We start from the raw sequence: 14,544 nt of genomic DNA, 5'->3' as shown, positions 1-14,544 counted from the left end.
AAGCTGTTGCGATGTCAGGCTATTGGCATTTTCTCTTGCACCGTCGATTGACGTTCTCTGGTCGCCCACCAACAAATTAAAGAACCCATCGTCACCATAATCACACCTTGCCAAAAGCTTAGCCCAAGCGCTACACCTAAGATTAGCGATGAAAGCAAGGTTGAAATCACTGGCGTGAAATAAGAAAGAGTCGCCAGTAGAACCATGTTGCCGCGCAAGATTGCCACATTCCAAAGTGCATAACCGCTGCCCATCACCACACCCGTTAACGCTAAATTCAAGGTTGCTGGAACGGTAAACACTAAAGTGCTTTCGCTGCTAAGAAAATACTTAATCCAGAGGGCGATAGCAGTAGCCATAAAGAACAGGATAATGGCATTTTGTCCATTGGCTAATTGTTTGGTGATATTGCAATAAACAGCCCAAATAATCGCACCGCCAAACGCCATGCTATAGGTTAAGGGATTAGTAGCAATATTGGCTGATATTTGTATCACCGAAAACCCACTATCACCAGTAATAGTCCAAGCAACCCCAACAAATGCAAGCGCAACGCTTGGATACACCAGAATATGGACGGGTTTACGGCTGAGAAATACCGCAAACAACACCGTCAAGGCTGGCCACAAATAGTTAATCACCGCCATCTCGAGCGCTTGATGGCGATCATTGGCCATACCTAACGCTAATGCTAAGCAGATTTCGTAGCTCACAAAAAGCGCGCCACCGATCAGAACATAACGCAGAGAAAAGTGTTTGAATTTAGGCACACCCATGACAAGCATCAGAAATACTGAGCTCACAGTGTAAATCAGCGCCGCCCCACCAATTGGGCTAAATTGCTCGGTGACTGTTCTGATTAGCCCCATGAGACAGCTCCACAGCAAGATAGCCGCAACACCAAATAGTGTATGTTTATGCTGCTTCAATGATGCCCTTCCTTAACTGAACTATGCAGGTCAGATGTTCCATTCATTTCTTTTAATGAACGGAGCACTCTCGCTGGTGTGCCTCCGACTAGGCTATCAGCTGGCACATCCTGATTGACCACTGAATTTGCCGCGACAACCGAACGCGCACCAATCGTGACTCCTTGATTAATCACAACGTTGCCACCAATCCATACGTCATCTTCAACCGTAATCGGCTTACAAAATGTTTCCCACAAGCGGCGGCTGCGATAATCCAAAGCATGCGCTGGTGTATAAAACTGGGTGTTAGGGCCAATCAAAACATGATTACCAATCGTGATTTTAGCGCCATCAAGCATAGTGACATTCATGTTGATAAAGGTTTCATCACCAATGGAAATTGTTTCACCGAACTCACAATAGAAAGGAGGCTGCACCACACTTTGTTGGCCAATTTGACGATATAGCTGAGTTTGCAATTGATGGCGGGCTGTAGCATCGGCGCATTGGTTGATCTGCAACAGTAAATGTCCTGCTTTGCTACGAATGGCTTCCATTTCTGGGTCTGCACCGTCAAACACCATACCATTCATCATTTTTTCCATTTCGGTCATGAGCCGTTCCTCCTTATGCATCTAGTTTATTTAGACTACTTGGATAAACAAAAGAAAAAAGAGAAAAGCTCACTGTTTCACTTTCCTCTTTAATTTCAACCAACCTGTAACGCACAGGAAAAGGCAAGATCAGAGTATATTGCTTTTTCCTAGTTTTATTGATTGACTGGCTTAAACAATCGCCCAACTGTGAGTCATTGTGACACCTTTGCCTAACATTAAGCAGACAGAACAGTACTTTTCTAATGAATCGGCCGTCACTTTTTCAACGACATTAGGGTCAAGATCAACGCCTGATACGTCGAAATGGATATTGACTAGCGTAAAAATCCGCGGTGCGGTTTCACGGCGCTCAGCCGTCAATTTGGCGTTACATGCAGTGACCTGTTGATTGGCCGATTTTAAGCCATCAACCACATCCACAGAGCTACAACCTCCCGCGGCCATCAGAACCATCTCCATCGGGCTAGGCGCGGTTGCACCACCACTGCCATCCATCACTACCGAATGACCAGATTGGGATTGGCCCAAGAACTTGAAATTTTCGACCCACTTTACTTCAGCTTGCATTATTTTTGCTCTCTTCTCTGTGCGATTAAACTACAGGTTATCGGTTGGAAAAATCACGCCCGTTTGGCGGCGTATTTCTGTCAATAATTTGGAAACGGTGAGTGAGCGTAATTTGCATTGCTCATCTATTGTCTTGTTCTGTATCTGATCTGCAAATTTTTGTGCTTCATAAAACATGCGATTGGCGTGTTGCTCAATACTCAGATCTTGGGTTTGACCACCACGGTTAATTTTCGTGATGCGGTTGCAGGTAGAGATCATCTCAACGTGCAGTGCGGCCTCTTCACCTTGAATTTCGCTCGGCAAATAGGAGTCACTGGTTTTTGAATGCATTAATAGCACATCAAAACCGTCATATCCTAAGATCACACTGCCGTTACCATCAACCCCCGTCTCCAGTAAATGCGCTTGGGCTTGTACCGATTTAGGCTCACCAAACAGTTCAATGGCTGAGCCCAAACAGTAATAACCAATATCCATGATCGAACCATTGGAGAACTCGGGCAAAAAGGTATTGGGCATCTCACCCTTGAGATATTTAGGGTAACGAGAGGAATACTGGCAGTAGCTGAGCACCGCTTTACGGATAGCGCCAATCTGCGATAGCTCTTGTTTTAGAACGGAAAAATTGGGCAAATGTGGGGTTATAAAAGCCTCAAATAATACTACGCCATGCTGTTTGGCAACTTGATACATCTGCTGTGCTAATGAGAAATCAGAAGCCAGCGGCTTCTCACAGATAACATGTTTGCCCGCTTGCATCATTTGAATCGACTGTGGACCATGCAGTACATTCGGGCTGGCGATGTACACGGCATCCACATTGTCACTCTCACCTAGGCTCTTAAGGTCAGTAAACAAAGCAGGAGTATCGTATTTTTCGGCAAATTGTTTCGCCCTGTCCAGCGAACGGGAATAAACCGCTACTAGCTGAAATTCCCCCGTTTTTAATGCCCCTTCGATAAATTGGTCAGTAATCCAGTTGGTTCCAATAACGGCTAAGCGAATCATCATCATATCCTTTCATTATTTTCACCTATTATCTGGAGTTACTCCGCAGGAAGCAATGTTAACCTCACCACTTATTATTTTCAGGTGGCCATTATTTTCAGGTAACCAAAATAAAGAAAACCCCACTAAGCTCTCGCTTAGTGGGGTTCCAGTTCTTACTCGCAGCAATCCAGCTACTGATAAGTGCTCCCTGCATCAATTCCTTGATAGTCTGCTGATTCTCTCAGCGCATTCCCTTTCATCGCCTTCCTAGCGGTGTCCTTAACTCCGTCGTCCCGACAGATTTGTGCACTTTTCCTTTGCACCGTCCATTAACTTTCCTTGATAACCATCCTAGTTATTCAGCATCCAGCTAATGTCCTTCGCTATCCTTGCCGATCATTCTTCCTGAATTATCGAATCTTCGTCCTGAAGATGACCTATCCTTGGGTCTTTCCTGTTCCGTGTCCGCTTCCTGCTGACAACTTCAGATTACGGATTTCACTTTTTTCAGCAATCCCCCACCTGTTGTTTTTTCTCTACCAGAAAGACAAAAAATTAAAATTATCATTTAAATTCAAATTATTAAAAAAATTTAATCTCTTTTTATTGCATAGCAAAACGTTAAAGTCTCACGATACGTGTAAGAGATCTCTCACAAACTTAATCCTATAATTGCCTATCACCGCAGCTAAGATGCCCGCACGAAATGAGATAGAGCTCTCACTCTAATACTGATTGGCACGGCTGAATTCTGTTTAGAAATGAGAATTGCTCTAGACTAAGTGTGAGAAAACTAGGATATTAATGTCGATCTTAATCACACATCTCCCTCGCTACTGAGGAAATGCAAGAAAATCGTCAGAGGAACAACACATGATTTCGAAATGGGCACAGCGCTTTTACCAAATGGCAGAACTTGTTGGCTCTTGGAGTAAAGATCCCTCCACGCAAGTCGGCGCAGTGATCACGAAGCAAAATCGCATCGTTTCGGTTGGATTTAACGGTTACCCGCATGGTATTTCAGACAGTGCAGGCACCGATGATCGTGATATGAAATACCTCAAAACATTGCATGCTGAGGAAAATGCCATCCTGTTTGCCAAGCGTGATTTGGATGGTTGCGAAATTTATGTGACACATTTTCCTTGCCCGAACTGTGCAGCAAAAATCATTCAAACTGGGATTTCCGCAGTACACTGCCCAGAGCAAACAGAAGACTTCTTATCCCGTTGGGGTGATAAGATCAAAGTCAGCCAAGATATGTTTTTACAAGCGGGTGTTAAAGTAAACTGGCTACCGCTCAGTGATTTGAAATAATTAATCAATGGTCAAAAAAACCGCCCTGCGAAATTGGCAGGGCGGTTTTTGTTTGGGAGTGTTAACGAACAATCAGGCCGAGTAAAATACCAACTGCGCCAAAATCAGCATCACTAAACGTTGTGTTAGCAAAACCTAGGTTTCCAAGCACTGGCATTAAAAATACAGGTAAGAACGTGATCAATAAACCTTGCGCAAATGCGCCCAAAATAGCACCACGACGCCCACCTGTGGCATTACCAAATACCCCTGCGGCAGCACCAACAAAGAAGTGTGGAACAACCCCAGGAATAATCACTGTCAAACCCATAATGTAGAGTAAGAACATACCTAATAAGCCAGCAAGAAAACTAGATAGAAAGCCGACCAAGACAGCATTTGGGGCATAGGGGAATACCACAGGACAATCTAATGCTGGTTTAGCATTAGGAACTAGTTTGTCTGAAATACCTTTAAACGCAGGAACAATTTCAGCAATAACCATACGTACACCTTGTAAGATGACATACACACCCCCCGCAAACGTAATAGATTGCATCAGCGCAAACATAAACCAATGTTTTCCACCGCTCACTTCACGCACAAATTCCCCACCAGCAAATAGACAGGTCACCATAAAGATGATGCCCATAGTAAATGAGATCGCAACGGGTGTATCACGTAAAAATAGTAAACTTTTAGGAACATTCATATCTTCCGTAGAATGTTCTTTATTACCAAATTTACTACCAATAAAACCAGCTAATACATAAGAAAGTGTAGAGAAGTGACCAATAGCAACATCGTCAGAACCTGTAACTTGACGCATATATCGATGTGCAATTGCTGGGAAAAAAACCATAACACTACCAACGACAATGGAACCTAGGGCAATCAATGGAATACCGGACATACCGCTTGATGACAAAATTGCAGCCACCATCATCGACATAAATAAAGTGTGGTGCCCTGTTAAGAATATAAATTTCCATGGTGTAAGGCGTGCAATCAATATATTTACCAGCATCGCGAAAAACATGATCATCGCCATTTCTTTACCAAATGACTTTTGAGCAATAGACACGATGGCTTCATTATTTGGAACGACACCAGTAATGCCAAAAGCATGCTGAAATATGGTCGCAAAATCTCCTAGCGAACCAACAACTAGCCCCGCACCAGCTCCAAGAATAATGAAGCCCAAAATAGTTTTCACGGTACCTTTAATGCATTCCGTCAATGGTTTTTTCTGTGCGATCAAACCTATTAATGCGATCAAGCCAACTAACACTGCTGGCTCAGAAAGCACGTCATTCATTAAAAAATTAAAGAATTCCATAGTGCCTCCTACAACACACCAAGTTCTTGAAGAGCCGCTGACAAACGTTCTTTCATTGCTTTTTTATCGACCATATTATCCAAACTCACAATCTTAGGCTCAACACCCAATGATTTTAGTTGGTCTGTTATATCATTTGTACCAATAAAGATGTCGCAAACGGTCCCCTTTGCGGAACCTAAATCTATGTGGTCGATTTCAGCGTCAACATTTAGATCTTTCACTATATTTTTTATGCTTATTTCCATCATCAAACTTGTACCTAGGCCGTGGCCGCAAACTACCATAATTTTCATTATATTCACCCTCTGCTTTATTGTATTTTTACTATTATTTATCGTGTTTTTACTATTAATAGTCTTGGATAACACGCAAAATATCTTCAACAGATTTGGCTGAGCAGATATATTCTACGTCTTCTTCATTCATAAATAATTCGGCTAATTTAGATATTGAATCTACGTGACTATTGCTATCTGTCGCGGCCAAAGTAACCAGCATTTTTACAGGATCATTGCCATCCGAATTAAAGTTAACTCCATCTTGAATTACCGTTAGGCCAAATGCTAAACGATTAACCCCATCTTCAGGTCGAGCATGAGGCATCGCCATTCCAGGTCCAACAACATAATAAGGACCGAGCTCCCTATGTGACCGAAATATAGCCTCAACATAACTTGGATTAATGGCCTTATTTTCAATCAATGGTTGACATGCTTTGCGAATTGCATCTTGCCAGTCGTCAGCCGATTTATGCACTCGAATAACGTCTTCGGTTAATAGTTCACGTAACATTTTTTAGGTTCTTGATATGAATAGGTAGCATCAATTTATCTGTCTATCCAAATAGAAAACCAGATCGAAATCACAAATGGTAGCGCTATCTTTATGTGTTGGCTTGATTTGTGATAGCGCTATCATTTATTGAAATCATAGTATTTCATGTATCGGTGCAACAATAGTTATACGGTAATATCAACACGCCCGAGTGTGTGTGTTAAAATCACATCGCTAACTTATTAATAACATGAAGATAAATATGAGCGAATCGCGAAAACGTAGAAGCACGGGAAAGGTTACCATTGCCGATGTCGCAGCTAAGGCGGGTGTTGGCACAATGACGGTATCAAGAGCATTAAGAACACCTGAGCTTGTTTCTAGCAAACTAAGAGAAAAAATAGAATTTGTTGTTGAAGAACTAGGTTATATCCCAAATAAAGCAGCTGGCGCTTTAGCATCTGGCGAAAACTATTCAATAGCATTAATCATCCCATCGCTAATTGAAAAATCTTGCGCTGTGTTTTTACCCAATTTCCAACATTCGCTTAACCGTCAGGGATACCAGTTACTGCTCGGTTATAGTGATTATTCCATTGATAATGAAGAGAAACTATTAGCCACTTTCTTGGAAAGTCAACCAGCAGCTGTTGTGCTATTCGGGAGTGAGCACAGTTCAAAAAGTCATCAACTTCTTCAACGCGCTAACATTCCCGTCATTGAAATTGCTGAGTTGAATGAGTCATCAACGTATCTAAATGTCGGCGTTGATTACTACAAAGTTGGCAAACAATGTACTCAACATCTCATTGAAAATAGATATCAAAATATAGGGTTTATTGGAGCACGTAGCCACCACTCCGTTCTAAGAAATGAACTGCGGGGTTGGCAAAGCGCATTAATTGATAACTACCAAGCACCTGATCACTTTCTAACAACTCATGAAGCTCCCTCTGCACACTTAGGTAAGGAAGGAATTTCTAAATTGTTATTAAGGGACTCAACGCTTGATGCTGTGGTATGTAGCCACGAAGAAATAGCTCTGGGAGTATTATTCGAGTGTCAGCGTAGGCTGATTAAAGTTCCTACGGAAATGGCCATCATCTGTTTGGATGGATCATCTCTTTGTCAGTATGCTTTTCCAGCCATTAGTGCCGCTCATGTCAATTATGAACAGCTTGGTCTTTTGGCCGCTGAGCGCTTATTAAAACAAATCAAAGAACAAACTCTTGAACTGGAATCAACAAACGTTGGCTTCCAGTTACAAAAACGAGCTAGTACCGTTCGTCCGTGATCACCTTGTCGCAATCAACAAGGTGGCTTACAGCTGAATTTTCTTAATCATCCCAGCTTCAGCATGGCCGGGTATATTGCAGGAAAACTCAACATTATTATCACCATGGAAGTGCCATAACAGTTGTTTCGCTTTACCCGGTGCCACGGTGACGGCACTGCCGCCATCGTGTTTATGATTGCCCATTTGGCGCATCATTTCTCGGTGTTTTAGCTGCTCGGCGGCTGAACCAATCGAAAATTCGTGGTCAATTTTGCCCGTGTTCATGACAACAAATTGCACCACGTCATTCGGTTCGATGTTGACCTCTTTTTTGAAGGTGATTTTCATGTCATCCGAGAGTAAAACATGCACCACTTTATCGGCTTTTGCTCCTTTAGCAGGCATGCCGACTTCTGACATGTCATCCATCGCCATGTTCATCGTGTCTGTTTGCTTCATCACCATGCTGCCATGATCCATTTTGCTATGGTCCATTTCAGCCATGACAGAAGAGGTGAATAACGCTAGTGAAAGTGTGATTAGTGTTTTTTTCATTTTGATTTTCCTTAAATTCATCCAGTTACTATTTATTTTCCGATTGGTGCTTAGCTTTTACTTTGCCAGCTGCACGCTATTTGAGTGTTGCGATTTCACGGTTTTTCCATAACTTGAATACCGCAGGTAGAACCAATAATGTGAGCAATAGTGCTGAAGCCATGCCTCCAATCATGGGGGCGGCAATGCGCTGCATTACCTCCGAACCAGTTCCCGTGCCATACATAATCGGGATCAGGCCAATAATAACTGTCAGTACCGTCATCATGACTGGGCGCACGCGCTGTCCTGCTCCTTCGCCAATAGCATTGATGAGATCTTGGCTGTCAATGACCGCACCATTTTCTTGCGCATCAATTTTTTGTAGTGCCAAGCTTGGTTTAAATAAACGAGCATGATCACGCCAATTTCTACCGCAACACCTGAAAGTGCAATAAAGCCCACCCCCACGGCGATTGAAAAGTTGTAGCCAAGGTAGTGCATCAACCACACGCCACCCACCATCGCCAGCGGCAATGTCGCCATAATGATCAACACTTCTCCGATTCGACGGAAACTGAAATAGAGTAGCAACATGATGATTGCGATCGTGATCGGTGCGACAACACTTAAGCGCGCTTTGGCTCGCTCTATGTATTCATATTGACCAGACCACACGAGAGAATATCCCGCTGGCAGCTGTAATTGCTCCGCTACCGCTTGTTGCGCCTCTGCCACATATGAACCGAGATCGCGTCCATCAATATCGACAAAGACCCAGCCGTTTGGCCGTGCGTTTTCGGTTTTGATCATTGGCGGGCCGTCTTCGTAGCGAATATCAGCCACATCGGCCAAGGCCAAACGTGCACCGTTTTGAGTCACCAAAGGTAAGTTTTGCAGCTTCACTACCGAATCACGGTAATCTTGCGGGTAACGTACATTGATCGGGTAACGCTCTAACCCCTCAATGGTTTCCCCTACATTCATGCCCCCCACTGCGGTTGAAACCACTTGTTGCACATCTTTAATGCTTAGCCCATAGCGCGCCGCTTGTAACCGATTGATGTCTATCGTTACATAACGTCCACCAGCCACACGTTCAGCATAAACCGATGCCGTGCCTTGAACGCGGTTAAGGATAGGTTCAAGTTGTGCACCGATGGTTTCAATCTGTTTGAGATCGGGACCTGCTATCTTGATACCAATCGGCGTTTTGATCCCTGTAGCTAACATATCGATGCGTGTTTTGATTGGCATCACCCACGCGTTGGTTAACCCCGGAAATTGCACTAAGCTGTCAAATTCCTTACGTAGCGATTCTGTGGTTACGCCTTCACGCCATTGATCGCGAGGTTTAAGTTGGATCACCGTTTCAATCATGGTTAAGGGCGCGGGATCGGTTGCGGTTTCTGCACGCCCCATTTTGCCCCACACGGTTTTGACCTCTGGTATGGTTTTGATGAGTTTATTGGTTTGCTGCAATAGCTCACGCGCCTTACCAATCGAGATCCCCGGATAGGTTGTCGGCATGTACATGAGATCGCCTTCATCTAATGGCGGAATAAACTCACTGCCTAATTTGCTCATTGGGTAATAAGCGGAAGCCATTAATGCCAAAGCCAATACAATCATGCTTTTGGGATAACGCAAACTCAGGTTGAATAGTGGACGATAAAGTGCCACAAGCCCTTTATTGATAGGATTTTTGTGCTCGGAAATAATATTGCCACGCACAAAATAGCCCATAAGAACAGGGACGAGCGTGATCGCTAAACCTGCGGCGGCGGCCATGGCATAGGTTTTAGTAAACGCCAATGGCGAGAACATCTTGCCTTCTTGGCCTTCGAGTGCAAAAACGGGCACAAAACTTAACGTAATGATAAGTAGTGAGAAAAATAGTGGCGCACCGACTTCTTCAGCGGCTTTGCCAATCACCTGCCAGCGATTTTTGTCGGTCAGTGGGGTGCGTTCAATATGTTTATGCACATTTTCGATCATCACAATCGCCCCGTCGACCATAGCACCGATAGCAATGGCGATCCCCCCAAGTGACATGATGTTGGCATTGATACCTTGCCAGTGCATCACAATAAACGCCGATAGAATGCCCACGGGCAAACTCAAAGCAATCACTAATGATGAGCGGATATGGAATAAAAACAGCGCACACACGACCGCAACGACAATGAACTCTTCTGCTAGCTTATGCCAAAGGTTTTCAACGGCTTGATTGATCAAGGTTGAACGATCATAAGTGGCAACAATTTCGACACCTTCCGGTAAGCTGCGTTGGAGATCAGTCAATTTCGCTTTGACGTCATCAATCACTTGGCTAGCATTTTCACCAAGACGCATCACGATCACACCTCCAACCGCTTCTCCTTCACCGTTAAACTCAGAAATACCACGACGCATTTGTGGGCCAAGGTTAATATCCGCCACATCACCTAACAATAATGGCGTTCCTTTGTCGGTCACTTTCAGTGGTAGCGCTTTAATGTCATCAATACTGGTCAGATAGCCACTGGTGCGTACCATGTGTTCGGCTTCCGCAACCTCAATCACTGACGCTCCCGACTCTTGGTTACCATTTTGGATCGCCGCATTGATTTGTTGCAAAGTCAGGTTATAAGCGCGTAGCTTTGCCGGATCAATTTGCACTTGATACTGCTTAACCATGCCTCCAACGGTAGCCACTTCGGAGACACCATTCACCGTTTGTAGCTCGTACTTCAAAAACCAATCTTGCAAACTGCGTAGCTGCGCAAGATCGTGTTGGCCGGTTTTATCTTGCAGTACATAACTGTAGATCCAGCCAACCCCTGTCGCATCCGGCCCCAAGGTTGGTTTGGCATTGGGTGGCAGTTTTGGCGTCACTTGACTTAGATATTCCAATACCCGCGAGCGAGCCCAATACATATCGGTTTTATCATCAAAGATGATGTAGACGTAGGAATCACCGAAGAATGAATAGCCACGGACCGTTTCTGCCCCCGGAACGGCAAGCATCGCCGTTGTGAGCGGGTAAGTGACCTGATCTTCCACTACCTGCGGCGCTTGGCCGGGATAGCTGGTTTTGATGATCACTTGCACATCTGAGAGATCCGGTAAAGCATCAACAGGTGTGTTCTTTACACTGTAAAGTCCGCCCAAAGTGAGAAACAGAGCCGCCACCAACACCAAAAAACGGTTATTGATCGACCAACGAATAATCGCACCAATCATTGTTGACCTCCTAACGTTTCTGCGGCGGTAATGTTCGTCTCACTACTTGCCTGCTCACTCGCTTCCAGTGCTTTTAGTACATATTCGTCACCCTGCTTTGCCACTAGAAATCGAACCCTTTGCCCTTCAGCAAATAAGCTGAGATCAAACTCCTCCTCAACCGTGAAGTTCATCTGCCCCGCTTGCCAGCCCCATTTGCTTACCGGTTTATAGTTAAGTGTGAGCATCCCAAAATCAGCCATAAGCGTACTGATGTCTCCCGTTAACCAAGCTTCATTGGCAGCTTCCACCCCATTAATACGTGATAAATCAGCGCTTTGGCTCGACTCTGAATCCAACAGAAAATGTGCCGACGTGACGACCGTGTCTTGCTCCGTTAACCCTTGTAAAACTTCAAGGCGCTCGCCTGCTTCGCGGCCAACTTCAACCCTTGCTGAACGGTATTTGCCATTTCCTTCAGCAAGTACGACGCGCGTCATGCCGCCCGAATGAATAACTGCTGATTTAGGAATGGTGAGCACCGCTTGTTGCGATACGGGCTGCAAAGCGATATTGGCGAACATGTTAGGCTTCAACTCGCCCTTCGGATTGAGAAATTTCAAACGCATACGCAGCGTTCGGGTTTTCGGATCCAAAATGGGATAGACGTAATCTATCTTCCCTTGCCACTCCTTGCCGGGAATAGCATCCAGTGTCATTAACGCTAAACTACCCGACGTAATCCAATGTGCTTGGCGCTCGAATACCTCAGCATCGACCCACACTTCGTTTAAAGGACCTGCGCTTATCACCGCTTGCGCTGGCGATAAGTATCCCCCTTCGCGAATATTCAAACTCGCAATCACCCCATCAGCAATGGCTTTGACCTCTATCGATTGAGTGGCTTTGCCTCGAGCGATAATCTGTCTGATCTGTGCACGATCAACCCCTAGTGAAACCAAACGCTCGGTTGCGCCTTTCAGTAAACTTTCACGGCTGGCTCGATGAGCATTTAACAGCTCCTCCTGCGCTTTAACCAGCTCCGGTGAGTAGAGCGTAAACAAGACATCGCCTTTACGAACCTGCTCTCCAACCGCATTAATGTTCAGTTTTTCAACCCAACCGGCAACGCGAACGTTCGTTTGCCACAATAAACTGTCATCAAATGCAATGTAGCCCACTGTCTCAATGCGTGGAGATAACTGCGCAAACACCACGGGTTCCGTTTTCACACCCAAGTTATTTTCGACCGCAGCACTGATGGTCACCGTGCCACTCTTCTCTTGTGCTTGCGTCGGCGATTCGGTGTACACAGGGATGAGATCCATCCCCATCGGGGACTTACCCGGTTTATCACGTTTATAGTTTGGGTCCATCGGTGCAACCCAGTACAGCGGTTCAGACATCGCATTGGTTGAGTTCATTGCCTCCATACCATGACCAGACAGGTATTGATTGATGCTAAACCCCAGTAATCCACCTATCGCTAAGGAAAGTACGGCTATGTTTAATAATTTCATTGAATTCTCCTACTTTTCTACAGGCGTAAGTGTTTCTAAAGAGGTAAGTGTTTCTACAGACGTAAGTGAAGGGGCAATAACTTGAAAATCGAACCCATTTAATAGATAAGCGAGGTTACTTTTAGTTAGGTTTAAATCGGTCATTAGGCGTACTTGCTCTAATTGCAGCGCTAGTTCATCGCTGGCAGCACTGACGACATCATTAAACTGGGAGGTATTGTTTTCATAGCCTCTCTCAACCGCTTGAGTGCGGGCTTTCGCTTGCGTTAATAAGGTGGTTTGATAGCGCGATAAACGCTGTTCGAGGTTCATTTTATCAACCAATAAGGCATTCACTTTGGCGTTCATCTGCGCCAATAGAACATCGCGCTGTGATTTAGCCGCGCCCACTTGATATTGCGCCGCAGCGTGGTTTCTATCTTGGCGGCTCCCCGTAAACAGCGGGATATCCATGGTGAGATAAGCACTGACCATATCGGCTGCGGGTCCGCCTTGCATACTGCTTGCTTGGCGATAGGCGTACATCACTTCCACACCAAACTGAGGTTGATAGGCCGTTTGTGCTATTTCGACTTGCGTTTGGTTGGTGTGAATTGCCGCTTCTGCCATGCCGACCATCGGGTGAGTGACCAACAAAGCGTAGTGAGTGGTGCTGTCGTTAACCGTAGCCAATTGCGCATCTAAACGGGACCAGTTCACTGACTCTTCAGCGGTTAACATAGGCTGTTCAACCAACCAAGCGCTACCTAACCATTCGGATAATTGCGACACAATGCGTTGCTGCATTTGTTGATTGGCTTGTAATTTTTCGTCCAACTTGGAAACTTGTAACTGCGCTTGCAGCAGATCTTGCGCTTCGCTTTTACCTAATGAATAGTTCGTTTCAATAAAACTAGCCAGCTCACGCATTAAGGTTTGGTTTGCCCGCACAATACGTTCAGCGCGTTGTTGGTAGCCTAACTCTAACCATAATTGAGTCATGCTGTTTGCCACTTCCAACTCACGTAAATCAACCTGAAGCGCAACGCCACTGGCTTGTTGCTTTGCTTTTTTCGCTTGTAATGCCAAGCTTGAACCTCGTTCAAACTGCTGCATTAAGCCCACAGAAATGTTAGTCATAGGATCTTCATCAAACTTAAAACTATCAATGGGCAAACCACCAAAGCCAACTTTGATCTTAGGATCCATTAGGGTTGAACTGGCCATTCCAGTTTCTTGTATTGCTTGAGATTGAGCAAAATATTGCTTGCGGACGGCATCATTCGATAATGCAGCGTCAATCAGCTGAGTTAATTGTTTTGCATGCGAATCTGGCTGAGCCATCGCGGCTTGTGGGGCTGCATTCACCATCAAGGGGAATGACAAAACGCCCACTATACTGATCGACCAAGCGATCACAGAGAGTTTAAGGTTCACAATAAAATTCCATCTTTCATGCATCGCAAAAGGTTGAGATGCAACAGAGAGTCACGAACCTAGTTAAAGGCCGCACAAACACGCCATAGGCGTA

12 protein-coding genes and 1 pseudogene are annotated in these 14,544 nt (G+C 44.9%); 2 read left to right on the top strand and 11 right to left on the bottom strand.

The features are described from left to right. Positions 1–14 precede the first annotated feature (14 nt). The 4 genes from yddG to AACV32_RS11395 form a co-directional block, all read right to left on the bottom strand. On the bottom strand, positions 15–929 hold the full coding sequence (gene yddG, locus AACV32_RS11410) for an aromatic amino acid DMT transporter YddG (RefSeq protein WP_170895150.1): 915 nt from the start codon (positions 927–929) through the stop codon (positions 15–17). Then, positions 926–1,525, bottom strand: coding sequence for a sugar O-acetyltransferase (locus tag AACV32_RS11405; RefSeq protein WP_026028176.1), 600 nt, complete (start codon positions 1,523–1,525; stop codon positions 926–928). Before AACV32_RS11405 ends, yddG begins: the two co-directional genes overlap by 4 nt. 171 nt (positions 1,526–1,696) lie before the next feature. After that, entirely contained in the window at positions 1,697–2,095 is a 399-nt protein-coding gene (locus tag AACV32_RS11400) for an OsmC family protein (protein WP_026028900.1), read from the bottom strand. A 30-nt stretch (positions 2,096–2,125) separates the two neighbouring features. After that, positions 2,126–3,112, bottom strand: coding sequence for a Gfo/Idh/MocA family protein (locus tag AACV32_RS11395; RefSeq protein WP_170895151.1), 987 nt, complete (start codon positions 3,110–3,112; stop codon positions 2,126–2,128). An 849-nt stretch (positions 3,113–3,961) separates the two neighbouring features. Here AACV32_RS11395 and AACV32_RS11390 point away from each other — a divergent pair. Beyond that, positions 3,962–4,405, top strand: a complete 444-nt coding sequence (locus AACV32_RS11390) for a dCMP deaminase family protein (protein WP_010319355.1) — start codon at positions 3,962–3,964, stop codon at positions 4,403–4,405. Positions 4,406–4,466: 61 nt separating this feature from the next. On the opposite strand, the gene AACV32_RS11385 is transcribed toward AACV32_RS11390, so the two are convergent. The 3 genes from AACV32_RS11385 to AACV32_RS11375 are packed head-to-tail and all read right to left on the bottom strand — an operon-like array spanning position 4,467 to position 6,518. Further along, positions 4,467–5,723: a PTS ascorbate transporter subunit IIC gene (locus AACV32_RS11385; RefSeq protein WP_019282681.1), complete on the bottom strand. Its 1,257-nt coding sequence runs from the start codon at positions 5,721–5,723 to the stop codon at positions 4,467–4,469. Between the two features lie 8 nt (positions 5,724–5,731). Further along, positions 5,732–6,019 (bottom strand): PTS sugar transporter subunit IIB, encoded by a 288-nt coding sequence (locus AACV32_RS11380; protein WP_088733162.1) that lies wholly within the window; start codon positions 6,017–6,019, stop codon positions 5,732–5,734. A gap of 55 nt (positions 6,020–6,074) precedes the next feature. Then, on the bottom strand, positions 6,075–6,518 hold the full coding sequence (locus tag AACV32_RS11375; RefSeq protein WP_170895152.1) for a PTS sugar transporter subunit IIA: 444 nt from the start codon (positions 6,516–6,518) through the stop codon (positions 6,075–6,077). A gap of 244 nt (positions 6,519–6,762) precedes the next feature. Here AACV32_RS11375 and AACV32_RS11370 point away from each other — a divergent pair, with 244 nt between their 5' ends. Next, positions 6,763–7,794, top strand: coding sequence for a LacI family DNA-binding transcriptional regulator (locus AACV32_RS11370; RefSeq protein ID WP_019282684.1), 1,032 nt, complete (start codon positions 6,763–6,765; stop codon positions 7,792–7,794). 27 nt (positions 7,795–7,821) lie between these two features. On the opposite strand, the gene copI is transcribed toward AACV32_RS11370, so the two are convergent. From copI to AACV32_RS11350, 4 genes and pseudogenes are all read right to left on the bottom strand, one after another. Continuing rightward, positions 7,822–8,331, bottom strand: coding sequence for a copper-resistant cuproprotein CopI (gene copI / locus AACV32_RS11365; protein ID WP_306690610.1), 510 nt, complete (start codon positions 8,329–8,331; stop codon positions 7,822–7,824). Between the two features lie 76 nt (positions 8,332–8,407). Beyond that, positions 8,408–11,535: pseudogene (locus tag AACV32_RS11360) on the bottom strand (efflux RND transporter permease subunit). Next, positions 11,532–13,034: an efflux RND transporter periplasmic adaptor subunit gene (locus AACV32_RS11355; RefSeq protein WP_170895154.1), complete on the bottom strand. Its 1,503-nt coding sequence runs from the start codon at positions 13,032–13,034 to the stop codon at positions 11,532–11,534. Before AACV32_RS11355 ends, AACV32_RS11360 begins: the two are co-directional and overlap by 4 nt. A 9-nt stretch (positions 13,035–13,043) precedes the next feature. Then, a complete protein-coding gene (locus tag AACV32_RS11350) occupies positions 13,044–14,474 on the bottom strand; it encodes a TolC family protein (RefSeq protein WP_170895155.1) in 1,431 nt (476 codons plus the stop codon). Between the last annotated feature and the right edge of the window lie 70 nt (positions 14,475–14,544).

Source organism: Vibrio sp. B7 (genome assembly GCF_963888765.1).
In the GTDB taxonomy this organism is placed as follows: domain Bacteria; phylum Pseudomonadota; class Gammaproteobacteria; order Enterobacterales; family Vibrionaceae; genus Vibrio; species Vibrio anguillarum.
The sequence above is the reverse complement of the archived record's forward strand: the minus strand, read 5'-3'. Positions and strand labels throughout refer to the sequence as shown.

Bases quoted from the DNA above. Each gene is read 5' to 3' on its own strand.
- AACV32_RS11405 (WP_026028176.1), bottom strand. From the start codon at position 1,525: ATGACCGAAATGGAAAAAATGATGAATGGTATGGTGTTTGACGGTGCA.
- AACV32_RS11400 (WP_026028900.1), bottom strand. From the start codon at position 2,095: ATGCAAGCTGAAGTAAAGTGGGTCGAAAATTTCAAGTTCTTGGGCCAA.
- AACV32_RS11395 (WP_170895151.1), bottom strand. From the start codon at position 3,112: ATGATGATGATTCGCTTAGCCGTTATTGGAACCAACTGGATTACTGAC.
- AACV32_RS11390 (WP_010319355.1), top strand. From the start codon at position 3,962: ATGATTTCGAAATGGGCACAGCGCTTTTACCAAATGGCAGAACTTGTT.
- AACV32_RS11385 (WP_019282681.1), bottom strand. From the start codon at position 5,723: ATGGAATTCTTTAATTTTTTAATGAATGACGTGCTTTCTGAGCCAGCA.
- AACV32_RS11380 (WP_088733162.1), bottom strand. From the start codon at position 6,019: ATGAAAATTATGGTAGTTTGCGGCCACGGCCTAGGTACAAGTTTGATG.
- AACV32_RS11375 (WP_170895152.1), bottom strand. From the start codon at position 6,518: ATGTTACGTGAACTATTAACCGAAGACGTTATTCGAGTGCATAAATCG.
- AACV32_RS11370 (WP_019282684.1), top strand. From the start codon at position 6,763: ATGAGCGAATCGCGAAAACGTAGAAGCACGGGAAAGGTTACCATTGCC.
- copI (WP_306690610.1), bottom strand. From the start codon at position 8,331: ATGAAAAAAACACTAATCACACTTTCACTAGCGTTATTCACCTCTTCT.
- AACV32_RS11355 (WP_170895154.1), bottom strand. From the start codon at position 13,034: ATGAAATTATTAAACATAGCCGTACTTTCCTTAGCGATAGGTGGATTA.
- AACV32_RS11350 (WP_170895155.1), bottom strand. From the start codon at position 14,474: ATGCATGAAAGATGGAATTTTATTGTGAACCTTAAACTCTCTGTGATC.